The sequence below is a fragment of the Actinobacillus succinogenes 130Z genome (assembly GCF_000017245.1).
GTDB lineage: Bacteria > Pseudomonadota > Gammaproteobacteria > Enterobacterales > Pasteurellaceae > Exercitatus > Exercitatus succinogenes.
The window spans coordinates 2,197,692-2,223,284 of record NC_009655.1; the positions used below are offsets into that span (position 1 = coordinate 2,197,692).

The 25,593-nt window shown below is 43.9% G+C and carries 23 protein-coding genes, 1 tRNA gene and 1 pseudogene; 7 read left to right on the forward strand and 18 right to left on the reverse strand.

Annotated elements, in window-relative coordinates:
- The first annotated feature begins 78 nt into the window (after positions 1 to 78).
- Complete coding sequence (gene pnuC, locus ASUC_RS10305) at positions 79 to 804, forward strand: nicotinamide riboside transporter PnuC (protein WP_012073717.1); 726 nt, start codon at positions 79 to 81, stop codon at positions 802 to 804.
- Positions 805 to 868: 64 nt separating this feature from the next.
- On the opposite strand, the gene ASUC_RS10310 is transcribed toward pnuC, so the two are convergent.
- Together ASUC_RS10310 and nhaA are read right to left on the reverse strand one after the other, a co-directional pair.
- Positions 869 to 1,432: a manganese efflux pump MntP gene (locus ASUC_RS10310; RefSeq protein WP_012073718.1), complete on the reverse strand. Its 564-nt coding sequence runs from the start codon at positions 1,430 to 1,432 to the stop codon at positions 869 to 871.
- Positions 1,433 to 1,544: 112 nt separating this feature from the next.
- Positions 1,545 to 2,714 carry a Na+/H+ antiporter NhaA gene (nhaA, locus tag ASUC_RS10315; protein ID WP_012073719.1) on the reverse strand — a complete coding sequence of 390 codons (1,170 nt, stop codon included), beginning with the start codon at positions 2,712 to 2,714 and terminating at the stop codon, positions 1,545 to 1,547.
- A gap of 230 nt (positions 2,715 to 2,944) precedes the next feature.
- Between nhaA and ASUC_RS10320 the strand changes: the two genes are divergently transcribed.
- Positions 2,945 to 3,760 carry a Cof-type HAD-IIB family hydrolase gene (locus ASUC_RS10320; RefSeq protein WP_012073720.1) on the forward strand — a complete coding sequence of 272 codons (816 nt, stop codon included), beginning with the start codon at positions 2,945 to 2,947 and terminating at the stop codon, positions 3,758 to 3,760.
- A 152-nt stretch (positions 3,761 to 3,912) separates the two neighbouring features.
- A pseudogene (locus ASUC_RS10325) lies at positions 3,913 to 5,004 on the forward strand (tartrate dehydrogenase).
- 154 nt (positions 5,005 to 5,158) lie between these two features.
- Here ASUC_RS10325 and ASUC_RS10330 read toward each other — a convergent pair.
- The 11 genes from ASUC_RS10330 to pssA form a co-directional block, all read right to left on the reverse strand.
- Positions 5,159 to 6,691, reverse strand: coding sequence for a subtype B tannase (locus ASUC_RS10330; RefSeq protein WP_012073721.1), 1,533 nt, complete (start codon positions 6,689 to 6,691; stop codon positions 5,159 to 5,161).
- Between the two features lie 367 nt (positions 6,692 to 7,058).
- Positions 7,059 to 8,726, reverse strand: a complete 1,668-nt coding sequence (locus ASUC_RS10335) for an anaerobic C4-dicarboxylate transporter (protein WP_012073722.1) — start codon at positions 8,724 to 8,726, stop codon at positions 7,059 to 7,061.
- A gap of 230 nt (positions 8,727 to 8,956) precedes the next feature.
- Positions 8,957 to 9,187: an acyl carrier protein gene (gene acpP / locus ASUC_RS10340; protein ID WP_012073723.1), complete on the reverse strand. Its 231-nt coding sequence runs from the start codon at positions 9,185 to 9,187 to the stop codon at positions 8,957 to 8,959.
- A 231-nt stretch (positions 9,188 to 9,418) separates the two neighbouring features.
- Positions 9,419 to 10,147 carry a 3-oxoacyl-ACP reductase FabG gene (fabG, locus tag ASUC_RS10345; RefSeq protein WP_012073724.1) on the reverse strand — a complete coding sequence of 243 codons (729 nt, stop codon included), beginning with the start codon at positions 10,145 to 10,147 and terminating at the stop codon, positions 9,419 to 9,421.
- 119 nt (positions 10,148 to 10,266) lie between these two features.
- A complete protein-coding gene (gene fabD / locus ASUC_RS10350) occupies positions 10,267 to 11,205 on the reverse strand; it encodes an ACP S-malonyltransferase (RefSeq protein ID WP_012073725.1) in 939 nt (312 codons plus the stop codon).
- A gap of 72 nt (positions 11,206 to 11,277) precedes the next feature.
- Complete coding sequence (locus tag ASUC_RS10355; protein ID WP_012073726.1) at positions 11,278 to 12,228, reverse strand: beta-ketoacyl-ACP synthase III; 951 nt, start codon at positions 12,226 to 12,228, stop codon at positions 11,278 to 11,280.
- Between the two features lie 26 nt (positions 12,229 to 12,254).
- Entirely contained in the window at positions 12,255 to 13,283 is a 1,029-nt protein-coding gene (gene plsX, locus ASUC_RS10360) for a phosphate acyltransferase PlsX (protein ID WP_012073727.1), read from the reverse strand.
- 24 nt (positions 13,284 to 13,307) lie between these two features.
- Entirely contained in the window at positions 13,308 to 13,478 is a 171-nt protein-coding gene (rpmF, locus tag ASUC_RS10365) for a 50S ribosomal protein L32 (protein WP_005544470.1), read from the reverse strand.
- Between the two features lie 21 nt (positions 13,479 to 13,499).
- Positions 13,500 to 14,024 (reverse strand): 23S rRNA accumulation protein YceD, encoded by a 525-nt coding sequence (gene yceD, locus ASUC_RS10370; RefSeq protein WP_012073728.1) that lies wholly within the window; start codon positions 14,022 to 14,024, stop codon positions 13,500 to 13,502.
- Between the two features lie 74 nt (positions 14,025 to 14,098).
- Positions 14,099 to 14,174: transfer RNA gene (locus ASUC_RS10375), tRNA-Ile, on the reverse strand.
- A 231-nt stretch (positions 14,175 to 14,405) separates the two neighbouring features.
- Positions 14,406 to 15,767: a CDP-diacylglycerol--serine O-phosphatidyltransferase gene (pssA, locus tag ASUC_RS10380; RefSeq protein WP_012073729.1), complete on the reverse strand. Its 1,362-nt coding sequence runs from the start codon at positions 15,765 to 15,767 to the stop codon at positions 14,406 to 14,408.
- Positions 15,768 to 15,871: 104 nt separating this feature from the next.
- Here pssA and ASUC_RS10385 point away from each other — a divergent pair, with 104 nt between their 5' ends.
- Positions 15,872 to 16,957, forward strand: a complete 1,086-nt coding sequence (locus tag ASUC_RS10385) for a TrmH family RNA methyltransferase (RefSeq protein WP_012073730.1) — start codon at positions 15,872 to 15,874, stop codon at positions 16,955 to 16,957.
- 58 nt (positions 16,958 to 17,015) lie between these two features.
- Here ASUC_RS10385 and ASUC_RS10390 read toward each other — a convergent pair whose 3' ends face one another.
- The 4 genes from ASUC_RS10390 to exbB form a co-directional block, all read right to left on the reverse strand.
- A complete protein-coding gene (locus tag ASUC_RS10390; protein WP_012073731.1) occupies positions 17,016 to 17,732 on the reverse strand; it encodes a DUF554 domain-containing protein in 717 nt (238 codons plus the stop codon).
- A gap of 201 nt (positions 17,733 to 17,933) precedes the next feature.
- Complete coding sequence (locus ASUC_RS10395; RefSeq protein WP_012073732.1) at positions 17,934 to 18,731, reverse strand: energy transducer TonB; 798 nt, start codon at positions 18,729 to 18,731, stop codon at positions 17,934 to 17,936.
- On the reverse strand, positions 18,732 to 19,118 hold the full coding sequence (exbD, locus tag ASUC_RS10400; RefSeq protein ID WP_012073733.1) for a TonB system transport protein ExbD: 387 nt from the start codon (positions 19,116 to 19,118) through the stop codon (positions 18,732 to 18,734).
- 12 nt (positions 19,119 to 19,130) lie between these two features.
- Positions 19,131 to 19,586 carry a TonB-system energizer ExbB gene (gene exbB, locus ASUC_RS10405; protein WP_012073734.1) on the reverse strand — a complete coding sequence of 152 codons (456 nt, stop codon included), beginning with the start codon at positions 19,584 to 19,586 and terminating at the stop codon, positions 19,131 to 19,133.
- A 228-nt stretch (positions 19,587 to 19,814) separates the two neighbouring features.
- Here exbB and tsaD point away from each other — a divergent pair, with 228 nt between their 5' ends.
- The 3 genes from tsaD (at position 19,815) to deoC (ending at position 24,384) form a co-directional block, all read left to right on the forward strand.
- Positions 19,815 to 20,852 (forward strand): tRNA (adenosine(37)-N6)-threonylcarbamoyltransferase complex transferase subunit TsaD, encoded by a 1,038-nt coding sequence (tsaD, locus tag ASUC_RS10410; RefSeq protein ID WP_012073735.1) that lies wholly within the window; start codon positions 19,815 to 19,817, stop codon positions 20,850 to 20,852.
- 162 nt (positions 20,853 to 21,014) lie between these two features.
- Positions 21,015 to 23,585: an ATP-dependent chaperone ClpB gene (clpB, locus tag ASUC_RS10415; RefSeq protein ID WP_012073736.1), complete on the forward strand. Its 2,571-nt coding sequence runs from the start codon at positions 21,015 to 21,017 to the stop codon at positions 23,583 to 23,585.
- Between the two features lie 124 nt (positions 23,586 to 23,709).
- Entirely contained in the window at positions 23,710 to 24,384 is a 675-nt protein-coding gene (gene deoC, locus ASUC_RS10420; protein ID WP_012073737.1) for a deoxyribose-phosphate aldolase, read from the forward strand.
- A 305-nt stretch (positions 24,385 to 24,689) separates the two neighbouring features.
- On the opposite strand, the gene ypfJ is transcribed toward deoC, so the two are convergent.
- Positions 24,690 to 25,529, reverse strand: a complete 840-nt coding sequence (ypfJ, locus tag ASUC_RS10425) for a KPN_02809 family neutral zinc metallopeptidase (protein WP_012073738.1) — start codon at positions 25,527 to 25,529, stop codon at positions 24,690 to 24,692.
- Positions 25,530 to 25,593: the final 64 nt, after the last annotated feature.

Here is a 25,593-nt window from a genome sequence, read left to right on the forward strand (position 1 = left end):
ATCCTTGACATAAAAAAAGTGCGGTGCAAAAATCAATCGATTTTTATTCCTACCCTGTTCTACCTAAAGGAGCTTGTTATGAGCTTAACCGCAAAACTGAAAAACGAATTCTTCGGCGGCTGGACCAAATTCGAGGCCATGTGGCTGTGCTTTTTTCTGACTATTCAACTGGTTATCTTTGCTATTCAACCCGACGGCTGGATTGCCACCATCGCCGCTATCACAGGGATTTTGTGTGTGGTTTTTGTGGGGAAGGGCAAAATCAGTAATTATTTATTCGGGCTTATCAGCGTGTCGCTTTACGCTTACACTTCCTACACTTTCGAACTTTACGGCGAAATGCAACTGAATTTGCTGGTATATGTGCCGGTTCAATTCATCGGTTTTTATTTATGGCGCAAACACATGACCAGCAAAAATACAGTGAATACCGCCGGCGTGGAAGAAGTTATCGCTAAAGCGTTAAACTTCAAACAATGGTTAATCGTGATTGCCGTAGTGTTAGTCGGGACTTATAGTTACATCAAATTGCTGACTCATTTGGACAGCGCATTTCCCGAACTGGACGGTATCACCGTAATCGTATCCATTGTAGCGCAGGTGCTGATGATGTTGCGTTATCGCGAACAATGGGCATTATGGATTATCGTGAATGCGCTTACGATCGCACTGTGGATAGGTATGTACTTCAAAACGGGCGAAACCAGCCTGCCGCTGTTAGTGATGTATATTATGTACTTCTGCAACTCCATTTACGGTTATTACAACTGGACGCAGTTGGTTAAACGGCATAAAAACGATTAAAAAAACGACCGCACTTTGCGAGTATCATTCACCCTTTAAAAGTGCGGTCGGTTTTCTCATACTTTTAGCCGAAAACGCGGTGCTCAATCAGAACTTTTACGCCCATCGCAATCAAAATGATACCGCCTAACAATTCTGCCTGTTTATGAATTCTATCGCCAAGCCAATGTCCCGCCTTGACACCGAATAGCGAAAGAATCGTCGTGGTAATTCCGATTATCGCCGCCGCGGTCCATATATTCACTTTCAAAAAGGCAAAAGAAACGCCCATCGCAAGCGCATCAATACTGGTCGCTACTCCCAACATGGTCAAGTGCCGTAAACTGAAATCGGACGGGTCGTCGTCACTGTTTTCATTCGTAACAGACATTTTAATCATATTAATACCGATCACACACAACAGTGCAAAGGCAATCCAATGATCAAATTCGCTAATATAATCGCTGAAATGCGATCCCACATAATAACCCAGCAACGGCATGCACGCTTGAAACAAACCGAAACAGAGTGCAATTTTTAATGTGAATTTCCAGCAGAAATCCGCCAGCGTCAGCCCTTTGCCGACAGAAACCGCAAACGCATCCATAGACAAGCCGAAAGCTATCACCCACAACGTATAATAAGACATGAAAAATCCGAAAACGAAAAATTGTTATTATAATCTTTTCTTATAAAGATACGAAGAAACAGCGCAAATAAATAGTAAAAACACGAGCCTGAACTCGTGTTTTTTATATAAATTAATTTTCTGCCGGTTTAGTAAAGGCTCTTAATAGCAAATAGCCGATCACGGCGGAAAGACCGGAACCCAATAAAATGCCTAAGCGGGAAAGCGTATTGATTGTACTTGTACTCTCTCCGCCGAACGCCAGGCTGGACAGGAACATAGACATCGTAAAACCGATGCCGCACAATACCGCTACCGCCAGAATCTGTTTGAAATCCACGCCTTCCGGTAATTTCGCCAATCGTAGTTTCACCGCCAAAAAGCAAAAACCGAACACGCCTAACGGTTTGCCTAATAACAAACCCAGCGCAATCCCCATCGGTAACGGAGAAAAAACAGAGGCGACATTGATACTGCCGAGGGAAACGCCCGCATTAGCAAAAGCAAATAACGGTAAAATAAGAAAAGAACACCACGGGGCTAAAGTATGTTCGAAAGCATGCAACAGACGGTTTCCCCGGCGATCTTTTAACGGAATACTAAATCCGATAATAACGCCCGCCAATGTTGCATGTACGCCGGATTTCAGTACCGAAGCCCATAAAATACCGCCAAATAATAAATATCCGCACAAGTGACCTACCTTCATACGGTTTAAAACCAATAATCCGAAAATAGAAAAAGCAGCAATCGTCAATGCAGGCACACTAAGCTGTTCGGAGAAAAATAATGCAATAACGACAATGGCACCCAAGTCGTCTATAATCGCCAGCGCCAATAAAAACACTTTCAACGGTAAAGGAACTCGCGCCCCAAGCAATGCCACCACACCTAACGCAAAAGCAATATCCGTAGCCATAGGAATTGCCCAACCGTTACTCAGTTCGGCATAAGAACGGGTAATCAAAACATAAATCAATGCCGGTACCACCATACCGCCGACTGCGGCCAACGCGGGGAAAACCGCCTGTCTATAGCTGGCCAACGCGCCTTCCAACATTTCCCGTTTGACTTCCATTCCGACCAATACGAAGAAAATAGCCATTAAGCCGTCATTTACCCAATGCAGCAAACTTTTATCGATGGCGAATGTACCGAACTGCATTACTATAGGAATATCCAGAAAATTAAAATAATGTGACTTTAACGAAGAATTCGCTAAAGACATTGCTAACATGGCAAAAATCAATAATAAAATTCCGCTAGAGGATTCTAATTGAAAAAAACGTCGTAAAAAGCGCAAAACCCTTCCTCCTAAAATGAAATCGTAAAGTAGGTTATCCTAGCATAAATGTTATAAATTTTATTGTTTTTTCGTAACAAAAAACACGCCTTTACGTGTCTCCGGGAAATATGCGGATTTAAAAGACAATACGGTCGATTTTAAATACCCGATTCTATTGCCTAAACGATAGCAAAATAGTGTAGAATTACGCAAATTCTCACTTAAATTTATCATTATCCGAGGTCATTATGGCGGTACCGAACTTGCGCGACAAGATTAAAATCGTCTTTTTCGATATTGACGAAACGCTGATCGTTAAACATAAAGATTACTTACCAGATACGGTTTTACCCGCTATCCGTAAATTAAAAGCCAACAACATTATGCCCGCCATCGCCACAGGGCGTTCCCGTTGCAGTCTGCCGTTAAAACTCAGATCATTATTTGCGCAGGAACCCATTGATCTATTTGTCACTATGAACGGTCAGTTAGCCGTCTATAAAGATCATTTCATCGAAAAACACACCATTCCCACTGCTAAAATTCAAACGTTAGTAGATTTTTTTGATGCCCACCGTATTGAATATGCTTTTGTGTCGGATAAAAATATTGCTGTTTCCGGCATCACGCCGCAACAAAAATCCGCCTTGGATCCTATTTTGCGGGATTACATCGTAGATAAAGACTACTTCAAATCCAATGAAGTTTTCCAATTGTTGCCGTTTTACGATGAAACGCAGGATCAGTTGGTTGCAGACGCACAAATTTTAGACGGACTACGTGTCGTACGTTGGGATAAAGATTCCGTGGATTTATTCGATGCGGAAGGGTCTAAAGCACGAGGAATTCGCGCAGTAATTGATTATTTCGGTTTATCCATGGATAACGTTATGGCGTTCGGCGACGGTTTAAATGATATTGAAATGCTCAATACGGTCGGTGTCGGTGTGGCGATGGGTAATGCTCATCCCCAATTAAAAAACGTAGCGGATTACGTAACGGATCACATTGAAGAACACGGTGTGTATAATTTTCTGCTAAAAGCCGGTTTAATCGAATCTTAATCGTTTCTGTCGTGCGGAAGAAGTTGCTATCCGGCTCACGCATTTCATTTTTCAAAAACGCACGGCAATCCGACCGCACTTTTCCGATAAATTCCTTTCATTTTCCACTGATTGTACTATGATGAAAACATCATCAATAAAGGAGAATCGATATGGCACATAATATTGCGGTCGTTGCCGGCGACGGGATTGGTCCGGAAGTGATTAATGAGGGAATTAAAGTTTTAAACTGCGTATCCCGATTAGACAAGGACATTCAATTTAATTTTACGCATTTTCCCTGGGGCTGCGAATTTTATACTCAAACCGGCAAAATGATGGATGAAGACGGCATTGAACAATTACGTAAGTTTGATGCCGTTTTTTTAGGTGCGGTAGGTTATCCCGGCGTGCCTGATCATATTTCATTATAGGGATTGCTGCTGGCTATCCGTAAAAGTTTTGATCAATATGTGAATGTGCGTCCGGTTAAATTATTGAAAGGTGCGCCTTGCCCGTTAAAAAACAAAACGGAAAAAGATATTGATATGCTGTTTATCCGGGAAAACAGCGAAGGCGAATACGCGGGTTCCGGCAGTTGGCTTTATAAAAACAAACCTCATGAAGTAGTGATTCAGGACAGTGTGTTCTCTCGTGTGGGCTGTGAACGGATTATCCGTTACGCTTTCGAATTAGGGCGTAAACAAAACCGTTCCGTCACCAGCATCAGTAAGGGGAATGCGTTAAATTATTCCATGGTGTTCTGGGATCAAATCTTCGAACAGGTAAGCAAAGAATACCCGGATGTCAGAACCGCTTCTTATTTAGTGGATGCCGCCGCTATGTTAATGGTGGCGCATCCCGAACGTTTTGACATTGTGGTCACCAGCAATCTATTCGGTGATATTCTCACGGATCTCGGTGCGGCGATTTCCGGCGGTATGGGATTGGCAGCCGGGGCAAATTTGAATCCTGAACGCCGATATCCGTCAATGTTCGAACCAATTCACGGTTCAGCGCCGGATATTGCCGGTAAGCAACTGGCGAATCCGTTAGCTACGGTTTGGTCGGCAAGTCAAATGCTGGATTTCTTCGGACATTCCCCATGGGCGGAACGATTACTGGACGCCATTGAATTTGTGTTAACGGAAAAATCCGTACTCACGCCGGATTTAGGCGGCACTGCGACAACCGCACAGGTAGGTGATGAAATTGTACGTTATTTAAAACAATATTACGGCAACCAATCCATTTCCCGTCAATAAAATCGAAAGAGAACATTACAAAAGGGCTCACTCAAAAAAATCTATTCCAAAAGAAAGAGCTACGGTTGTAGCTCTTATTCTGAAAGCGGAATCGGGCGTTTACGCCCCCCTTTAAAAAAGAAAAAATGCCAAAAACAAAAGACGCACTGTTTCACTATTTCTTGCTTATGCCGTCCATCCATTGGAATAATTCGTCAAGATCGTAATCGCCGGAATGCGGAATCGCCCACGGTATTGCATAATCAACATTTTTTCCACTCATACGTAGTTTGACCGTTAATATAGCGGAAATAGCATGGGAAGTGTCATAATCCGCCGAACCGGCCCGAATACGCCAATGCCGGGCAGCTTTTCGGTTATTCGTATAATTCATCGCATTAAGTAGTTTTATCGTTTCACTATCTGCCAGTTTACCGTTTACCGTACTGCGTTTTAAGCTATATACCGTGAAGTGTTTATTATTAATATTGCTGTCGCCAAATTCATTATTTTCGGCGGAACTTAAATCGAAAGCATCAAATGCCGGCGGTAATTTCATTCGCTTTTTCGAATGTACGAAACCGGTGAAATCAAGATCGGTAATTTTGTTCCGGTTAAATTTCAACCAGCCGATTTGTGATAAATCCGCTCCTTGTGTAATAGCCTTATTTGCCGATTCTATCAAATAAAATTTAATAAAATCCTTGAATGAACCACTACCGTCTTGCTCCAAACTAAGCGCATTACCCTTTTCATCTTTCAGATTTAATGAATTCAGATAGGCAGGAAATTGTGCTTTTAATTCGTTTGAAACGGCGACTTGCGCCGGACTTAATGTACCTTCTGTTTTTTTCATCGGTTTGGAACGATTATTGAAAGATTCGGCGTTTAATTCCGACATATCCATACGCTCATATTGATTTAACCCGTTAAATTCCCATTCATAAGCCATGTCGGCGTGTTCCAAATCGGTAATAGGACAATAAACAGAAGCGGCAAAAATAGCATCGCTGGCGTTTGCGGCACCTAATTCATCAAGATATTCGGCATAATCGTTACTATCGCCACTTGCCGCCAATAGGGCAGACATGGCCCCGCCTGCGCTGGTACCGTTGGAAATAATTTTGTTGGCGTCGCCGGGCATTTTGGCGTTATTTGCATGAAGATAGCGTACGGCGGCTTTTAAATCTACAATCACTGCCGGAGCCTTTCCCGTGTAAGCACCCGTTTTACCTAAGGTACGACCGCGCGCACCGACGCTCGCTACCACATAACCTTTAGAAAGTGCGGTCAAAATTGTAGAGGTTCTACCGCCTATACCTTTTTGTGCGGCGGTCGCCGCCATTGCCGGCATATAACCGCCGATGGAATTAGGTAGAAAAATCGGTGCGGTTTGTGCATTAAATCCGTTAATCTCTTTGTCGGCAAAATAATCTTCAGGCACATAAAAGTTGATAGTTTGATAATCAGGTTCTACAGGATTTTTTACATAAACTATTTTTTCAAAAGCACGGTATTTAACCGTTTTGCCATCCACCTCCCCGGTTTCAACAGTATACTGTTTATCATTGAATTCCAGGTTGTAACCGTCTGCCGCCTTGTTGGCAAAAGGTTTGTCGCCTAACGGATTTTGTGATGGCGGCAAAGCAAATACGTTACCGAAAAAAACTGCGCTGAACAGTGCCATACTTATTTTTAAAAGTTTCATCAAATATTTCCTTTCACTTGCAAAAAATACGTTATTTACGACATTATATAACCGATAAAGTTTTCAAAGATAACGTATATTTTATATTTGATTATCGCATACAGGAAAACGCTCGGATAATGCAGTGGCGAAGAATTTCTCGAACGATTAAAAACGGAACGATTTTATCCCTAACAGTCTGGTGCCCCGGTTGCGATGGAAGGTTATCTTAAATACGACAACCGTCAATGCATTTAATTGAAACTAAAAGGACCGAGTCCGATATATTATCGAAACCAGTCCTTATATGTAATTTAAGATTTTATTTAAAGTCAGATCAAAACTTTAAAAATTTTGACCGCACTTTTCGTTCGTATTTCGCTATAGATTAAAGATAACCGTATAAGCCTGTAAAGATATAACCAAAGATACATGATGTAATCACACCGATTAATCCCGGTAAAATGAAACTGTGGTTAATTACGAATTTACCGATACGGGTCGTACCTGAACGGTCGAATTGAATCGCCGCCAAGTCACTCGGATAAGTCGGTAAAATATAGTAACCGTAACAAGCTGCCGCGAATGCAAGAATTATTGCCGGATCGACGCCGATACTTAATGCCAACGGAACGAACGCAACCAATGCGGCAGCCTGTGAGTTTACAAATTTAGAAATTAATAGCAGCATCACCGCATAGGTCCAAGGATGCGCTTTTACAATATCCCCGAGTGCGGCTTTCATCATCGGAGTATGAACGGCAAACATGGTTTCCGCCATCCAGGAAATACCGAATACCGCAACTAATGCAATCATACCGGAACGGAATATTTCATTTTTACTGATTTTACCCGGATCGGTCTTCGTAAAGATAACGATTAAAGCACCCGCTAATAACATGAAAATTTGAATCACATTAACCATGCTCAGATTAGCTTTTTTCTTCATCGTATCTTTTAGCACGATTGATGCATTCGCGATAGTTTCGGTTTGATCTCCCGAAGAAATCACGACGTTATTATCTTGTGTCGATACGGTTTGAGTTAACGCGCCTTTATCATCATAAATTTCAATCGCATTATAGGCCGTTTTAACTTTACCTTTGTTTTCTTTCACGTCAATAGCGACTCTACCGTCTTGCGCCATAGCAACGATTCTACCGTTTGCCACGTTAATACTTTTCACGCTTTGATCTGCCGACACAACCTCAACCACTTGAGCCGGCACGGTTTTATCAAAAGCAGGACGTAACTCTTTAAAATAACCTAACAGCGCAACCACTAAAATGGCGCCGAAGAAAATCCACATGGCATTCCAGCTTGATCGCGGAAGTTTTTTACCTAATAAAGAAGTACTGTCGCCGTAAACATATTTTTTGAACTCCGGATCTTTAAGTTTTTCTTGGAAAACTTCATCCTTATCCAAATCTTTACCGCGGAACCAACTGAAAATACCGATTGCCAAAATACCGCAAAGCGTTGAAGGAACTGTAATTTTCAATAAATCAAGATAACCGTCGAAACCGGCTAACGGCGTTTGAGCGTTGACTAAGAAAGCGGTTAATGTCACAACCGCAACGGAAACCGGGGAAGCAATAATCCCCATTTGGGAGGCAATGGAACTTGCCGCCATCGGACGTTCCGGACGAATGTTATTTTTAATCGCAATATCGTAAATAATTGGCAACATTGTATAAACAACATGCCCCGTACCGCAAAGAATTGTTAAAAAACAGGTCACAAACGGAGCAAGAATACTCACATATTTAGGATTACGGCGCAACATTTTTTCGGCGATTTGTAACATAACATCCAAGCCGCCACTGGCTTGTAATGTAGCCGAAGTCACAACCACGGCAAGAATCGTCAGCATAACAGCAATCGCCGGTTGACCCGGTTCAATGCCGAAACCGAATACTAACACGATTAAACCGACACCACCTAACATCCCAAGTGCAATACCGCCTTTTCTCGCACCATAAAACAAACAGATAAGCACAATCGCAAGTTGAATCGTGAATTGTGTACCTTCACTTAGATTCATCAAAAAATCCATACATACTCCAAAGATCATTATTATTAATTACGGTCTGCACATCGTAGCACTAATTTCACTACTCAATAAACGGTATTTAATCAATTATTGTTCTAAGTCAACAAATTTTAAATATTTTATTTGAATAAAAAGAAGAGTTAAAAAAATGTTAAAACCGAATTAAAAGAATGGAAAATAAGAAATAACCTTAAAATAATTAAGGCGACTGCAATGTCGCCTTAATTTCAAAATTATTGATTGTTTTGAACGTAATCAATCGCTGATTGAACGGTAGTAATTTTTTCAGCTTCTTCATCAGGAATTTCGATATCGAATTCTTCTTCTAAAGCCATTACCAATTCAACTGTGTCTAAAGAATCCGCACCTAAATCTTCAATGAATGAAGATTCGGATTTTACTTCTTCTTCTTTAACGCCAAGTTGTTCAACAATGATTTTTTTTACGCGTTCTTCAATGCTCATTTTTGTTTCCTATTGTAGTTCTCGCACAATGCGATAGAGTTGATAGTGTATGCATTTTTTCAAAAGTTGCAAGCCATTTCTTTCAGAGGTAAAAACCGCAAAAATCCGACCGCACTTTTTTAAAAACACCGATTAAATAAAACCGACTATACGTAAACGAATTACATACTCATTGCGGATTTTAGCAAATCCCTTTCATTTTGGCTATGCTTTCACCGGAATTTTCTCGGATTATGCCATGTATAAACCGCCGTTTACATGCAACGTCGTACCGGTAACATAACCTGCATCTTCAGAAGCTAAAAATGCAACTGCTTTCGCAATATCCTTCGGTTCACCTAAACGTCCGGCCGGTACATTGGCTAAAATACCGGATTTTTGTTCTTCCGTTAGCACATCTGTCATATCTGTAGCGATAAACCCCGGAGCAACCACATTAACCGTAATACCGCGAGAAGCTACTTCTTTTGCTAAACCTTTACTAAAACCGATTAAACCCGCTTTTGCCGCACAATAATTGGACTGTCCCGGATTTCCCATTGAACCCACGACCGAACCGATAGTAATGATACGGCCAAAACGTTTTTTCATCATAGAACGCAACATAGCTTTTGACAGATAATAAACAGAGGTCAGATTTGTTTGAATAATATCAAACCATTCATCGTCTTTCATGCGCATTAATAAGTTATCGCGCGTAATGCCGGCATTATTAACTAAAATATCGATATCGCCATGTTCTTTCTTAATTTGTTCCAGCACGGAATCAATGGAATTACTGTCGGCGACATTCAGCACCAAACCTTTCCCTTGTTCGCCTAAATAAGCAGAAATAGTTTCAGCGCCCTTTTCAGACGTTGCCGTACCGATAACAAATACGCCCTTTGCAGCTAATTCTTCAGCAATAGCTTTACCTATTCCACGGGTTGCACCTGTTACTAATGCGATTTTACCTTGCATTTTTTCTTCCTTCTCGTCGAATGGGCTTGCTAACCCACTGTTTTAATGAGCACTTTGAAAGCTCTGTTTAACCGTCAAAGTCATTTATACCAGTTATTTTATAAAAAGTTCTAGCGGTATCACGCTAATAATTCTTCCACTGCAGTCAATGATTTCACATCATTAACCGCCTGAGCGGAAAGGCCTTTTACAATACGGCCGGCTAAGCCCGTTAGAACTTTACCCGGTCCAATTTCCACTAAGACTTCGATACCTTGCGCCGCCATTTTTTCGACGGTTTCCGTCCAACGGACCGGACTGTAAAGCTGACGGACTAATGCGGTACGGATTGCCTCCGCATCGTTTTCGGTTTTTACATCAACATTATTAATTACCGAGGTTAAAGGTTTTTTTACCGCAACGCTTTCCAATGATACCGCAAGTTGATCCGCCGCCGGCTTCATTAAGGCACAATGAGACGGCACGCTGACGGATAACGGTAAGGTGCGCTTCGCGCCGGCTTCTTTACAGGCCGTCGCTGCGCGCTCTACCGCGTTTTTACTACCGGCAATCACAACCTGTCCCGGAGAATTAAAGTTTACAGCAGACACCACTTCGCCCTGCTCTGCATTTTTACATGCGTTAATAATAGCCTCATTATCCAAACCGATAATTGCGTACATAGCACCTGCACCTTCCGGTACGGCTTGTTGCATTAATCTACCTCGCAATTCCACTAATTTAACCGCGTCTTCAAAATCAATCACTCCGGAACAAACCAAAGCCGAATATTCGCCCAGGCTATGTCCGGCCATCAATTCCGGTTGTAAATCCGGGTATTGTTGCTGCCAAACACGATAAATCGCCACAGAAGCTGTCAAAAGTGCGGGCTGAGTCTGCCATGTTTTGTTTAATTCTTCCGCCGGTCCCTGTTGCACTAACGCCCATAAATCATAGCCCAATACGTTTGACGCTTGTTTAAAGGTCTCAGTTACAACCGGAAATTGTTCGGCTAAGTCCGCTAACATACCGACAGATTGAGATCCCTGACCGGGAAATACCATTGCGAATTTTTTCATTTTGTATCCTTTTAATACTGAAAATGATATGTACTCATATGTTGAATCACACCAATATAAATATCCGTTAATTTAGAAACGTACTAATGCCGAGCCCCAAGTCCAGCCGCCACCGAAAGCTTCCAATAATAATAGCTGACCACGTCGAATTCGCCCGTCACGTACAGCTTCATCCAACGAAATCGGTACGGAAGCCGCGCTGGTATTGGCATATTTGTCCAATGTAACAACAGCCTGTTCAAGTGTCATATCCAATTTTTTTACCGTAGCGGCAATAATACGTAAATTAGCCTGATGAGGAACCAACCAGTCGATATCTTTTTTATCTAAGTTATTGGCGACCAAGGTTTCTTCTACAACATTTGACAATTCACGTACGGCTAATTTAAATGTTTCATTTCCTTGCATCATGATGTAACCCGATTTTTCGTCATTGCGTTGCGCATGAGGAAGGACTAACACATCATTTTTATCGGCTACGGCATGCAAGTGAGTAGAAATAATCCCCTCTTCTTCGCTGGCTTCCAAAACTATCGCACCGGCACCATCGCCAAATAAAATTACAGTACTGCGATCCGTTTCGTCAAGATTTCGGGAGTTTAAATCCGAACCGATAACTAAAGCTTTTTTCACTGTTCCGGCACGAATAAATTGATCCGCCACGCTTAGCGCATAGACAAACCCCGTACAAGCTGCCGCCAAATCGAAAGAAATAGCATCATTAATGTTAAGCATTCCCTGAATCTGGCAGGCTGCACTCGGATATGCATGGGAATTACTGGTTGTACCGACAATAATAAGCTCGATCTCATTCGGATCAATTTTAGCTGTTTCCAATGCTTTTTTTGCCGCTTCAAAGCCCATTGTGGCAACAGTTTCATGTTCTGCCGCCAGGCGGCGTTCACGAATCCCCGAACGGGTAACAATCCATTCATCAGAGGTTTCAACCATCTTTTCCAAGTCAGCATTAGTACGAACTCGGGTCGGTAAATAACTACCGGTTGCTAAAATTCTGCTATTCATAACATTCTCGTTATTATTACAATATTTTATTTATTTAGACCATCTAAAATTTTTTGTGGAATTTGTTGACGCACTTGTAATGCGGCATCTTTAACGGCATTAGAGAAAGCGTTAATACCGGCGCCGCCGTGGCTTTTCACTACGACGGAGGTTAATCCGATTAAAGACGCACCGTTATACTGTTCAGGATTAATACTGCGCAACCGCTGGTAACTATCCCGAAACAGAATTTTCATTAAACGTCCGAATAAGGGTTTTAACACATTATTGCGGGAATGCCCTTTTAGTAACCCGATCACGTTTTGTGCGGCGCCTTCCAGAGTTTTTAACGCCACATTACCGGCAAAACCGTCACTGACAATCACATCGGCAATTCCGTTTAATAAATAATTGCCTTCGATAAACCCGATATAGTTAAGTGCGGTATTTTGTTTAATCATTTCCGAAGCTTCGCGGATAGATTTATATCCCTTAATCGCCTCTACGCCAATATTAAGTAATGCAACCCGCGGGAAAACTAAGTTTAACTGATTTTCGGCAAAAATAGCACCCATCAAGGCAAATTGGTATAGATTTTCCGCATTACAATCAATATTAGCGCCTAAATCGAGCATCACTGAATGATTTCCATCAATCGTAGGTAATATCGATACTAAAGCCGGACGCTGAATACCTTTTAACGGTTGCAAAATCACTTTTGCCAACCCCATTAACGCACCGGTATTCCCGCCGCTCACACAGCCTTGCGCTTCCCCACGCTGTACGGATTCTATGGCTAAACGCATAGATGTACCTTTACTATGGCGCAAAGCTTCGGTAACAGATTGATTATTATCTATCACATGGGAGGCATGACGAATCGCCAAACGTTCGCCGACGTCTGATGAAATTTTATCGGAAACTTTATCTAGTTCGGATTGGATTTGCCGGCTATCGCCAAACAAAAGTAAAGACAGCATCGGATCTTTTTCCAATGCTTGTAAGGATGCTGGGATAGTAATACGGGGACCAATGTCCCCGCCCATCACATCTAACGCAAGGGTTAGACGGCTCAAGTGAATACCTTAATAAAAAAGGAATTACTTGTTGATTACTTTACGACCACGGTAATAACCGTCAGCAGTAACGTGGTGGCGTAAATGAGTTTCGCCACTTGCTTTGTCTACTGATACTGCAGCGGTAGTTAACGCATCATGTGAACGACGCATATCACGACGTGAACGAGATTTTTTGTTTTGTTGAACAGCCATCGGCTATACTCCTAAATTAATTTATTTTTGCTTTAAATTAGCTAATACAGCGAACGGGTTCGGTTTTTTTGCCGATTCTTCAGGCAATTCGCCAAAAACCTGTTCGTGCGCGGACACTTCACAGTGTTCAGATGAATGCATCGGAACAATAGGCAGACATAACATCAGTTCGTCCTCAATCGTACCGATTAAATCTATTTCCCCGAATTCATTAAACTCAATGGGTTCATAAATCTCTGGTAACTCATCGATCTTATCTAAATTAGATACCGGACTGTAACAAAAATCACATTCCAATTTTTGAACGAATGAAGAATTACAGCGCTGACATTCTAATTCGACATCAACCTCCGCATGCCCCTTCATTACCACTAATTTTTGCGGATCAATGAAAAACGATAACGTCACCTGTGCATCGCTGATCACTTGCACTACTGATTCAGCCAAACGACCAAGCTGATTCGCGGCATAATAGCCCGCATAATCTAATCTGCGCTGAGCGTCTTTAACCGGATCAACAGTTAAGGGTAGTCTTACCTTTTGCATAGGGCGTGAATATTACCTTGTGAGTTAAAAATAGTCAAAGGGAAATTCTCACTTTTGGCCGATAAATCTATAAATGGTGCCCCCAGCTGGGTTTGAACCAGCGACCAAACGATTATGAGTCGTCTGCTCTGACCGCTGAGCTATGGGGGCGGTTGAATACACATTCAAAAGTGCGGTCGATTATAGAGAAATATTCACATGAAGTCTAGAAAAGTTCTGATAATTCCGCGACAAATACCAAATACCGGATAACAACAGAACATTTATATGACAATCACCCCGGTTTTAAACAACAAACAGAGTAAAAAAGCGGGATAATTTATCATCATTTTTAAGCTATTTTAACGATAACGCTGTATCCGTTGTATCCTACGGTAACGCCTATAAAATCCACTTTACGATTTGATCGGCTTTGACCCGCGAAAAACGCTTGAGCAAACGCTGAACGGCACTCGGATATTGTTCCATTTGTTCCAATTCGGAATAATGATTTACCCGGCTCGTATGCTGGCGAATCTCATTTAATTCGGCCTCAACTTGCGTTTGCAATGCTTGTTTAGGATCCTGAATCAACAAACCGTTTTCGGCATCCAAACGCCATGCGCGCGGATTCAAATTATTCCCGGTCAACAAAATATATTGGTCATCCACCCAAATGCCTTTTAAGTGATAGGAATTATCGCCGTCTTTCCATAATCGTACCGTTAACTGCCCATGCTTCAAATCCTGTTCGAATTTCTTACAGAACGCTCGCAGATTTCGTTCGTATAAATATGGTAACGCGCCTGCCATACGGAATTGTTGGGTCGGCGGAATATAAAAATCATTAGCGGTTTTATCACCGACAATAATTTCCACTTTTTTACCGTCATTCAACAAATCCCGGATTTTTACCTGTAACGTACGCGGAAAATTAAAATACGGCGTACAAATCGTCAGCCGCTCCTGCACTAATACGAATAAATCCTGGATAGTCCGATTCAGCACATTATGCTTTGTGCCTAAACCGAATAAAGGGGCTATCATTAATTCTTCGCCGTATTCCGTCGCGTTCGGCGAATCAACCGTATATTTCGCCTGTTTTAATTGCTTACGAAACACTTTAATCTGCGGCTTAATCGCCTTAGTTTTAGGACGAGACGCATCATCTAAGGCATAAACGGAATCCGCGCTCAAAAAATATTGTTGGATAAACCGCACAAAAGAATCCGCTAAAGGCGCATTTTTAATTTTTTGATAACGATCATAACGATATTTACCCAGCTGATTCAGATACACATTGTTAATACTGGCGCCACTGTAAAGTACCGTGTCGTCAAAAACAAAACCTTTAATATGTAACACACCGAATACTTCCCGTCCGTTTACCGGCACACCGAAAAACATGGCGTCATTTCCGTGCTTAGCGCGCTCTTCACTGTACCAATCCGCATTCGTGCGTCCTTTGGCCTCCCCAAGCAAATTACGTTGCGCCCGATGCCAATCTACTAAAATTTTGACATCTAAATCCGGATTTTCGGCTTTCGCCCGATAAATTTCCGCCAAAATCTGCTGTCCGGCTTCATCCAGCTGCCAGTAAAGTGCGGTCACATAAATACGCGTTTTAGCGCGGCGAATTAATTCGATAATAGTCTGTTTAAATTGAGCCGCACTATGCAGAAACTCAATATCTGCCGCCGCTTGCGGGATATACGCGAGGCTGTGCAAGTGCTGTTTTGCCCGTTTGATCCGATTAATAAACATAATATTCTTTCTTTGTTCACGCCGTAATTGCGTTTTTAATTAATGGGTTAGTTTACAATATTTTTGTTATAATACCTAAAATTTTTGACGTTACAGGACAGTAAATGAGCAACTTTACCAAACCCGAATTTCAACCCGCTACCGGCGAATACCGTTTTAAAGAACGCTCCGTCGGCGAGCGACGCACACCGCGGTCATCAACCCGAATGGCGGAAAATCAACCAAACCGTCGTCGCCAGCAATTTGATTTTGAGCAAAAACCTGCTAAAAACCGACCGCACTTTTCACCGAAATCGGGTAACGGGCGTACCGAAAACCGCCCCGCCCACACTCCGGAATTAACGCTGCAAATTACAGAAACTCAATTAGGCAAAGTAAAAGTGGTAACGAAATCTACCGGCGGCGACATCCAGACTAAAAAGAAAAAAACCGGACCGCTTTCGCCGCGTGCGCCGGAAAAAATCAAGAAAAATCGCGCGGAAGAAATGAAGGTATTCGGTGAAAATGCTTGTTTCACCTTATTTGCACAACGTCCGGCAAGCATTATCCGCGTATGGACGACGGTGGAAACCGCCCATAAAACCGGTGAAATGTTCAGTTATCTGGCGGCGAATAAAAAAGTGTATCACGTGGTTGATCGTGAAGAATTAGAACGGGTCAGCGGAACGGAACACCATGGCGGCATTTGCATGCTGGTAAAAAAACGTCATCCGTTTACTTTAAAAGGCTATCTGGATATTACCCGAAAAGAAGATTCGCTCGTACTGCTTGACAACGTCCGCAACCCGCAAAACATCGGCGGAATTCTCCGCACTTGCGCGGTATACGGGGTAAAAGCCCTGATTACCGCCGAACCGGAATTAACACAATCCGCCAATGCGATGCGCGTTGCCGAGGGCGGTGCGGAATTCGTCAACATTCTGCAAATAAATGACACGGAACAGGCATTAGCACAATTACGTCAGGCCGGCTATCAAGTGATTTTCACCAGCACCGACAAACAGGCAAAAAGCATGAATAAACTGATGCGGATGAAAAAAGCCGTTTTTGTGTTAAGCGAAAGTGATGTTTCCGGCTTTGCGCAAAACGGCGATGAAGTAGTGAACTTGAGTTTTGCCAATCCGCTGAAAACAGGATTAAACGTAGCGGTGACCGCCGGCGTGCTACTGGCGGCACGGGCAACACGATAACTCGACGAATACACCCGAACGGGAACTGAAGTTCCCGTTTTTATTACCCGTTTGCACATCAAAAGAACGTTGTCCAAACGGCCGAAATCGGCATAGCAATAAATAATGCCGGCAACATATTGCCCGCCTGAAAATTCTTAATTCCACAAATACGGAACCCCGTCGCTACCATCAATACCCCGCCGGTTGCAGCAAAATCCGCCCGCATTTCCGCACTAATCAACGGAATCAAAAACGTAGCACTGAACGCCAGAATCAATTGCACTGCAATCTGCGGCACAAACAACATAGAAACCGAAATGCCTAAAGTGGTGGCAAAAATAATAGCCGTAAAGAAATCCAGAAAAGCTTTCACGATCAGAATACTTTCGTCGCCAGTAATACCTTCGTTCATGGCCCCGAAAATACCCGTTCCGCTGAAAGACAATAAAACCAACAAACCTACAAATTTCTGTAAAAATTCTTCATGGGAATGATGGCTGCCGTTCGTCGGGAAAATGCGTTCCATAATACCTTTGGCGCCCGCTGCCAAATGATTAATTCCGCTTTCCAATAAAATCAGTTCTCCGATAATCGTACCCAGCAACACGGAAAGCACCATGGCGGGCATACTATGCACTTTCGCCACCATGGATATTCCCATCGCCATGGAACATAATCCGAACAATAATGTTAAATTTGTCCGTAACCGTTCAGGTACCCGACCGCCTAACATCGCACCCAACACACCGCCCAACACAATGGCACCCGCATTAATAAAAGGACCGACAACCATAGAAACTCCGATAATCAGGGTCTTGTAAAACTTGTTAATAGAGCCGGTTATTCGCAGCGTTTTACGCCTAGCCTGCGGCTGTTTCGGGCGACGCCGCCACCGTTTCTGAAAAATAAGCGGTCTCTAAAAAGTGCGGTCAAAAATTCGAAAGATTTTGACCGCACTTGACATTCTACGCCGATTTTTCCGCAATGAAAAACCCTATTGAATTTTAAAGCTGATCGGCACGCTGATGGCATTGCTCATACCCGCAGGTTTGGGACCGACGGATTTTGCGGCATTCACCGCCGCTAAAGCGGAATTGTCCAGATCCTCCGTACCGGAAGATTTAACAATATGCGCTCCGCTGATAACACCGTTGTTACCGATAGAAAACGCCACTACCACAACACCTTGTTTACGCATCATACGGGCGCGCTGGGAATATTTTTTATGCCGTTCGATTTCACGGCGAATTCGGGATTTATATTCCGCCACTTCCGACGAACTCGCCCCGCTGCCGGTTAAATTTGCATTATTGCTGTTGGCATTGGCTGAAGTTGCGGTCGCTTTCGAATTCACATTAGCATTACCCATACGAACGCGATCCGCCACAACGGCATTCGGTTGCGGATTCGGGGCGGCTCGCGCCGTCTCGTTAACCGTTTTTTTCACCGGTTTTTGTTTTTTTTCAGGCGGTTTTTCTTTAGGTTTTTCCTTTGCTTTTTCTTTCGGCTTTTCTTTTGGTTTTTCCGGTTTCGGTTTCAACGTCGGATCCGCCACCATTTCTTTTTTCTCCGGTTCGGGTTCCGCCTGTTTTACCGGCTCGGGTTCCGGCTGCGACGGAATGCTTTCCACCGTGGTCGCCATCAGCATTTCCATAGAAATATTAGTGGAAATTTCCTCCGCACTTTGCCCGTTGACACTTTCCTCATCCTTAAATGCCGTAAACAACGCCACCGCCAATCCCGCGTGGAAAATCGCCGAACCGATGAAACCCAGCCAAGAATTACCTTTCATTTACTGACCTTTATCTTTCACTGTTACAATAGCGACGTTTTTAATGTTATTTTTTGCCATTAAATCGGTAATCGAAACGAAATTCTGAAATGAAGATTCCGCGTCCACTTTCAATGTCACTTTTTGTTCTTTATCCCAAGCGGCAATTTCTTTTTCCAACGCCGCCTGTTCTATCGGTTGATCATTAAAGAAAATTTTACCTTCCGCGTTCACGGTTAATAATTTCGCCAAATCATCCGACTTAAACGCTACGGTTTGCGACGCCTTCGGCACGTTCACCTGAATTTTCCCCTGGGAAATAAAAGATGCCGTAATCAACACGATTGCCAGCAGCACCAGCATGATGTCGATAAAAGGAATGATGTTTATTTCATCAAATTTTTTCATATTCGGACTCCGTTACGCACCGATATTTTTGGTGCTGTTTAACGCCTTCCATTTCAAACGCTGCACGTCCACTCTGCGCCCTAAAGCGCTGTAAAACACCATAGACGGAATGGCCACCAAAATCCCCACCGCCGTGGCTTTTAACGCTAAAGATAAATGCAGCATAATAGCGGCGGCGTCAATATCGCCGGCAGACGTACCTAAATCGTAAAAAGTTAATAAAATCCCGATTACGGTTCCCAATAAACCGATATAAGGTGCATTGGCGCCAATGGTGGAAATAATGGTTAAATGGCGGGTTAAATCAATGTCCAGCGAATGAATATTACTGTACGTACTCACTTTGACTTTACTTAAAAAGATAAAACGTTCGATCACGAACCACAACATAATAAAGCTCATTAAACCTAATAAGCCGAGGATGATATAATCGCTGTAATTTTTGAGAAATTCGAATAATGCCGGCATGGAGAACCCTTTAAAAGATAAGAAAAACAATAAGTCTAATTGATAATCAGTTTCAATTAGATTACGGATTCTAACAAAGTTAAACAAAGGCGTAAACCGCTTAATCGGCTGATTTCATGAAATAGATCAAAATGCGGTGGGAAAGTGCGGTCAAAAAAATCAAATACTGCAGAATGACTAAAAGTGCGGTAGAATTCCCGCCAGTTTTTGTATAAAAAAGAGAATCGAATGAAAGTATTAGGTATTGAAACTTCCTGTGATGAAACCGGTGTCGCCATTTACGATTCGGAACAAGGGTTGATCGCAAATCAGCTTTATACCCAAATTGCATTGCACGCCGATTACGGCGGCGTAGTGCCGGAATTGGCGTCGCGCGATCATATCCGTAAAACCGCACCGCTCATTCGGGCGGCATTAAAAGAAGCCGATCTCACGGCCGAAGATATTGACGGTATTGCCTATACGGCAGGGCCGGGATTAGTCGGCGCATTATTGGTGGGCGCAACCATTGCGCGTTCACTGGCGTTTGCCTGGAATGTGCCGGCGGTGAGCGTACACCATATGGAGGGGCATCTGCTGGCGCCTATGCTGGAATCACCGCAAAACCGACCGCACTTTCCCTTCGTCGCGTTGCTGGTTTCCGGCGGACACACTCAACTGGTGCGGGTTGACGGCGTAGGAAAATACGAATTATTAGGCGAAAGCATCGACGATGCCGCCGGTGAAGCCTTCGACAAAACAGCGAAACTGTTAGGATTGGACTATCCCGGCGGCGCCGCCCTTTCCCGCTTGGCGGAAAAAGGTTCGGCAGGACGCTTTACTTTCCCGAAACCGATGACCGATCGACCGGGTTTGGATTTCAGTTTTTCCGGTTTAAAAACCGCGGCGGCAAATACGATTCGTCAGACAATCAAACAGAAAGGCGACCTGACGGAACAAACCAAAGCGGATATTGCCCACGCATTCCAGACCGCTGTAGTAGAAACCTTGGCAATCAAATGCAAACGTGCCTTGCAACAAACCGGTTACAATACGTTAGTGATTGCCGGCGGTGTCAGCGCCAATAAACAACTGCGACACAGACTCGCTCAATTAATGCACGCATTAGGTGGCAAAGTATTCTATCCTTCTCCGCAATTCTGTACCGACAACGGCGCAATGATTGCTTATGTCGGGCACTTACGTTTACAGGCGGGTGAATCTTCCGGTTTGGAAGTCGATGTTAAACCCCGCTGGGTAATGACGGAGTTGCCGGCATTAGCATAATTTTCCCTGAGAACGAACGACTATTCGTATCTGACTACCGTTCGTTTTCTGCTGCCTCTTTTATTTAACATAAAATATTTTCACTTTTCCCTTGAAATCCGAAATTCCGCTCTCACTTAGATAAACGTAAACACAATATTCACTCTTTTCAGGAGAGCAAACATGAACATCGATAAATTTACCACCAAATTCCAACAAGCCTTAGGCGAAGCGCAATCCTTAGCTTTAGGAAAAGATAATCAATTTATAGAACCCGCCCATTTGTTGACCGCACTTTTGAATCAACAAGACGGTTCCATTGCGCCGATTCTAACGGCAAGCGGCGCTAATGTGGCGACGTTGCGCAGCGAATTAAATGCGGAAATCAGCAAATTGCCGCAAGTTTCCGGTAACGGAGGCGATGTACAGATTTCCCGCCAGTTAGTGAATTTACTGAACTTATGCGACAAAATCGCACAACGCCAGCACGATAAATTTATTTCCAGCGAAATTTTCTTACTCGCCATATTCGAAGAAAAAGGTAGTCTGGCAGAAATACTGCGTAAGTGCGGTGCCAAAAAAGAAAGTTTAGAGGCAGCCATTAAACATGTGCGCGGAGGGCAAAACGTGAACGATCAAAATGCCGAAGACAGTCGTCAGGCACTGGAAAAATACACTATCGATTTAACCGAACGGGCGGAAAGCGGCAAGCTCGACCCGGTAATCGGTCGTGACGACGAAATCCGTCGCGCTATTCAGGTGCTGCAACGTCGTACCAAAAACAATCCGGTACTAATCGGCGAACCGGGTGTCGGTAAAACCGCCATTGTAGAAGGTTTGGCGCAACGCATTGTAAACGGTGAAGTGCCGGAAGGCTTAAAAGGCAAACGTGTTTTGTCCTTAGATATGGGAGCCTTGATTGCCGGCGCCAAATACCGCGGTGAATTCGAAGAGCGGTTGAAAGCCGTGTTAAAAGAACTGGCACAGGAAGAAGGTTCGGTGATTTTATTCATCGACGAAATTCATACAATGGTGGGCGCAGGTAAAACAGACGGCGCAATGGATGCGGGCAACCTGCTGAAACCATCCCTTGCCCGCGGTGAATTGCACTGTGTCGGCGCCACTACTTTAGACGAATACCGCCAATACATCGAAAAAGATGCGGCGTTGGAACGTCGTTTCCAAAAAGTATTCGTGGGCGAACCGAGCGTAGAAGATACCATCGCCATTTTGCGCGGTTTACAGGAACGTTACGAATTACACCATCACGTGGAAATTACCGACCCGGCAATCGTTGCGGCGGCGACCCTTTCTCATCGTTACATTTCCGATCGCCAGCTGCCGGATAAAGCCATCGATTTAATCGACGAAGCAGCATCCAGCATCCGGATGGAAATAGACAGCAAACCGTTACCGTTGGATAAACTGGAACGCCGCATTATTCAGTTAAAACTGGAACAACAGGCGCTGAAGAAAGAGGACGACGAAGCCAGCCGTAAGCGTTTGGAAATGCTGGAAAAAGAACTGGCGGAAAAAGAACGTGAATACGCGGAACTGGAAGAAGTATGGAAAAGCGAAAAAGCCGCGTTATCCGGTACGCAACATATTAAAGCCGAACTGGAAAATGCCCGTACCCAGATGGAACAGGCGCGCCGAGCCGGTGATTTGAACAAGATGTCCGAATTGCAGTACGGTACCATTCCGGCATTGGAAAAACAACTTGCCGACGCCGATAAATCCGAAGGCAAGGAAATGAAACTGTTGCGTTATCGCGTTACCGACGAAGAAATCGCCGAAGTGCTTTCCCGCGCCACCGGTATTCCGGTTTCCCGTATGATGGAAGGTGAAAAAGAAAAACTGTTGCGTATGGAACAGGAATTGCACAAACGCGTAGTGGGACAAAGCGAAGCGGTTGAAGCGGTGGCGAATGCCATTCGTCGTAGCCGGGCAGGATTATCCGATCCGAATCGCCCGATCGGTTCTTTCCTGTTCTTAGGTCCGACCGGGGTAGGTAAAACCGAACTTTGCAAAACCTTGGCAAACTTTATGTTCGACGACGAAAACGCCATGGTACGTATCGATATGTCCGAATTTATGGAAAAACACAGCGTATCCCGTTTAGTCGGCGCGCCTCCGGGTTATGTGGGCTATGAAGAAGGCGGTTACTTAACCGAAGCTGTCCGCCGCCGTCCATACTCTGTCATCTTATTAGATGAAGTGGAAAAAGCGCACCACGATGTGTTCAACATATTATTGCAGGTTTTAGACGACGGACGTTTAACCGACGGACAAGGCCGCACCGTGGATTTCCGCAACACAGTGGTTATTATGACCTCTAATCTGGGTTCCGATTTAATTCAGGAAAACCGCAGCCTAGGTTATGAAGGCATGAAAGAAATCGTAATGTCGGTGGTAGGACAACATTTCCGCCCGGAATTCATCAACCGTATTGACGAAACGGTAGTCTTCCATCCGTTAGCCAAAGAAAACATCAAAGCCATTGCCCAAATTCAACTGGCTCGTTTGGCAAAACGTATGGCAGAACACGGTTATCAGATTTCCTTCAGCGATGCGGCACTGGATTTCATCAGCGAAGTGGGCTACGACCCGATTTACGGCGCACGTCCGTTAAAACGGGCTATCCAGCAGGAAATCGAAAATCCGTTAGCCAACGAAATCCTGTCCGGTAAATTATTACCAAGCAAACCGGTCACGGTGGATTATCAAGACGGTAAAATTGCGGCAAAACAATAAGCCGTTAAAAAACAGTGATAAAACGGACCGCACTTTAGCAACTAAAGTGCGGTTGTTTTTTTAAGGGTTTTTCTGTTATATCATAATCTCAATCAAAACAGACACAGACAACGGAGACCTTATCATGCAACCTCGTGAAATAGCAAAATTCATCGATCACACTGCTCTCACCACCGAGAAAACGGAACAGGATATTCTTAAACTTTGCGATGAAGCCGTCGCTCATCATTTCCGGTCGGTTTGTATCAATTCAGGTTATATTCCTTTGGCAAAACAAAAATTAACCGGTACAGGTGTGAAAATCTGTACTGTCGTCGGTTTCCCGCTGGGGGCAAATCTCTCTTCCGTTAAAGCTTTTGAAGCGCAGGAAGCGATTAAAGCAGGCGCCCAAGAGGTGGACATGGTCATTAATGTGGGGCTAATCAAATCCGGCAAATGGGATGAAGTGCGGTCGGATATCGAACAGGTTTTACACGCCTGTCGAGGAACGTTATTAAAAGTCATTTTAGAAACCTGCTTGTTAACGAAAGCAGAAATCGTACACGCCTGTGAAATCTGCCGCGATTTAAACGTCGGCTTTGTCAAAACCTCCACCGGTTTCAATAAAAGCGGCGCTACCGTTGCGGATGTCGCATTAATGCGCCAAACCGTCGGAGAAAATATCGGCGTCAAAGCCTCCGGCGGCATTCGCGATACACAAACCACGTTAGCAATGATTAATGCCGGTGCAACACGTATCGGTGCCAGCGCCGGTATTGCGATTATTCAGGGATTGCAGGACAATAACGGCGGATATTAAAAAAGCTAAAAATCTGCGGCACTTTAATGCTAAAGTGAGATCGATTTTTTGCTTGTTTTTTCAGAGACATGATGGCTGTCCTTATAGTTGTTTTCGTTGACAAACTAAGCATTAGCGCTCAAGTTTTGAAAGATAAAAAACAGGCTGGAAAAGCTTGCTTTAAGGGAAAATCAGAACAGAACTTAGTTGAACCGCCTGCAACTCAGTAGCGAAATACATATTTTTTCTTTACGCGGTTGATGAACATCGAAAAAAACCCTCCGATATTTTCACGTCGGAGGATTAATTTTTTACGGTTAACCGAGTTATTCCGCAAAGGTATTGCACTGTTTCGGATCACCGCTTTGCAAACCGCGTTTAAACCATGCCAGACGTTGTGCGGAAGTTCCGTGGGTAAAACTGTCCGGTACGGCGTAGCCTTGGCTGCGTTTCTGTAAACGGTCGTCTCCGACCGCTTCGGCGGCGTTGAAGGCTTCTTCCAAATCGCCGGTTTCAAGCAATTTGTTCTTCGCGGCTTGATGCCCCCAAATACCGGCGAAACAGTCCGCCTGTAATTCCAATTTAACGGAAAGCGCATTAGCTTCACGGCTGTTTGCCTGCTGTGCCACCGTCACTTTCGGCAGAATACCGAGCAGATTTTGCACGTGGTGTCCCACTTCATGCGCAATGACGTAAGCAAAAGCGGTATCGCCCGCTGCGCCCAGTTGATTTTTCATATCGTTATAGAATGACAGATCCAGATAGACTTTACGATCGCTCGGGCAATAAAAGGGGCCCATCGCCGCTTGTCCCGTACCGCAAGAAGTCGGTGTGCCGCCGTTATACCAAACCATGGTAGGCGCCTGATAACGTTGTCCGCTACCGGCGAAATAACTTTGCCAGGTATTTTCCGTATCTTTCAAGACAACGGCGGAAAGTTCTTCCAAATGCGCTTCTTCCTGCTTACTTAAGGATGAACCGCCGCCTATTCCCTCCATACCTGATGATCCCACTAATCCGGACAAATCCACGCCGTAATAGGAACCAATCAATAACACGATAAACCCGAGGATTCCGCCCATTTTTTTGCCGCCGCCCAGGCCTCTCGAACCCGAACCGCGACGATCTTCAATATTAGTGCTTCGTTCACGACCTTGCCAACGCATAATTACTTCCCTTATTGTGCTATAAAAATTGCACGTATTTTAACGGAAAAGCCCTGAATGCGGT

Bases quoted from the DNA above. Each gene is read 5' to 3' on its own strand.
- pnuC (WP_012073717.1), top strand. From the start codon at position 79: ATGAGCTTAACCGCAAAACTGAAAAACGAATTCTTCGGCGGCTGGACC.
- tsaD (WP_012073735.1), top strand. From the start codon at position 19,815: ATGAAAGTATTAGGTATTGAAACTTCCTGTGATGAAACCGGTGTCGCC.
- pssA (WP_012073729.1), bottom strand. From the start codon at position 15,767: ATGTTTATTAATCGGATCAAACGGGCAAAACAGCACTTGCACAGCCTC.
- clpB (WP_012073736.1), top strand. From the start codon at position 21,015: ATGAACATCGATAAATTTACCACCAAATTCCAACAAGCCTTAGGCGAA.
- ASUC_RS10335 (WP_012073722.1), bottom strand. From the start codon at position 8,726: ATGGATTTTTTGATGAATCTAAGTGAAGGTACACAATTCACGATTCAA.
- ASUC_RS10355 (WP_012073726.1), bottom strand. From the start codon at position 12,228: ATGAATAGCAGAATTTTAGCAACCGGTAGTTATTTACCGACCCGAGTT.
- ASUC_RS10330 (WP_012073721.1), bottom strand. From the start codon at position 6,691: ATGAAACTTTTAAAAATAAGTATGGCACTGTTCAGCGCAGTTTTTTTC.
- fabG (WP_012073724.1), bottom strand. From the start codon at position 10,147: ATGCAAGGTAAAATCGCATTAGTAACAGGTGCAACCCGTGGAATAGGT.
- ASUC_RS10390 (WP_012073731.1), bottom strand. From the start codon at position 17,732: ATGGTTGTCGGTCCTTTTATTAATGCGGGTGCCATTGTGTTGGGCGGT.
- ASUC_RS10320 (WP_012073720.1), top strand. From the start codon at position 2,945: ATGGCGGTACCGAACTTGCGCGACAAGATTAAAATCGTCTTTTTCGAT.
- ASUC_RS10310 (WP_012073718.1), bottom strand. From the start codon at position 1,432: ATGTCTTATTATACGTTGTGGGTGATAGCTTTCGGCTTGTCTATGGAT.
- exbD (WP_012073733.1), bottom strand. From the start codon at position 19,118: ATGAAAAAATTTGATGAAATAAACATCATTCCTTTTATCGACATCATG.
- fabD (WP_012073725.1), bottom strand. From the start codon at position 11,205: ATGAAAAAATTCGCAATGGTATTTCCCGGTCAGGGATCTCAATCTGTC.
- ASUC_RS10395 (WP_012073732.1), bottom strand. From the start codon at position 18,731: ATGAAAGGTAATTCTTGGCTGGGTTTCATCGGTTCGGCGATTTTCCAC.
- yceD (WP_012073728.1), bottom strand. From the start codon at position 14,024: ATGCAAAAGGTAAGACTACCCTTAACTGTTGATCCGGTTAAAGACGCT.
- deoC (WP_012073737.1), top strand. From the start codon at position 23,710: ATGCAACCTCGTGAAATAGCAAAATTCATCGATCACACTGCTCTCACC.
- exbB (WP_012073734.1), bottom strand. From the start codon at position 19,586: ATGCCGGCATTATTCGAATTTCTCAAAAATTACAGCGATTATATCATC.
- ASUC_RS10385 (WP_012073730.1), top strand. From the start codon at position 15,872: ATGAGCAACTTTACCAAACCCGAATTTCAACCCGCTACCGGCGAATAC.
- ypfJ (WP_012073738.1), bottom strand. From the start codon at position 25,529: ATGCGTTGGCAAGGTCGTGAACGAAGCACTAATATTGAAGATCGTCGC.
- rpmF (WP_005544470.1), bottom strand. From the start codon at position 13,478: ATGGCTGTTCAACAAAACAAAAAATCTCGTTCACGTCGTGATATGCGT.
- acpP (WP_012073723.1), bottom strand. From the start codon at position 9,187: ATGAGCATTGAAGAACGCGTAAAAAAAATCATTGTTGAACAACTTGGC.